This window comes from Frankia sp. CoWAU3 (genome assembly GCF_977971855.1).
In genome coordinates, this window is record NZ_CDWWXB010000214.1 from 5,735 (window position 1) to 6,439 (window position 705).

The window sequence follows — 705 nt, forward strand, 5'->3', positions numbered from 1 at the left end:
CCCGTACCCTGGGCCCGGCGATCGCCTCGGCTCCCGCGGGCACCGTGCTGCTCGCCGACGGATTCTCCTGCCGGACCCAGGCCGAACACGTCGCCGCCCGGCGCGGGCGGCATCTCGCCGAGCTGCTCGCCGAGCGTCTCGCCGGGCTCAGATCTTCACAGTGACGTCAGAAGTGAAGTCAGATCTCCACGGTGAAGACCGTCGCCGGCAGGCCGTCGCCGTCGTCGGTGACGGCGGCGGGGCCGGCCGGGTTGCCGGCCAGCTCCCCCCGGGGAACGGCGAGTACGACGACGGGATGGTGACGGGCGAGCTTCGCGATCAGCGGCCGGAGCCGGGCGACCTCCACCCGGGTATGGCCGACCTGCACGACTCCCGTCATCCCGCCATCGAGGCGGACGAATCCATCGGGAACGTGCGACCCGGTGTGCAGGGCGGCCTCGTTTTCGTGCCGCCACTGTCGCTCGCTGATCCAGGCCAGCACCCGCGACCCGCCCACCCCGGCGTTCTCGATCCGCAGCCGGGCGCGGGCGACCATGGCGTGGCGCACGGCCCCCGCCGCGCTCGTCGCCGCTCCGTCGGATTCCAGTTCCATCGAACTGACCAGCCGGGTGCCCTCGGCGGTGAGCCGTACGAGCCGGCCCTGGCCGGCGAGTACGGGATCGGCGGAGGCGACTCCGGCGTTCTCCCAGCGCTTCACGACGGCGC

Annotated in this window: 1 protein-coding gene; it reads right to left on the reverse strand. The window is 73.3% G+C overall.

The genetic code is table 11. The features are described from left to right. Nucleotides 1-178 precede the first annotated feature (178 nt). Nucleotides 179-705: hypothetical protein (locus AC08ON_RS15605; RefSeq protein ID WP_476617225.1), on the reverse strand; the 527-nt coding region annotated here is incomplete at its 5' end.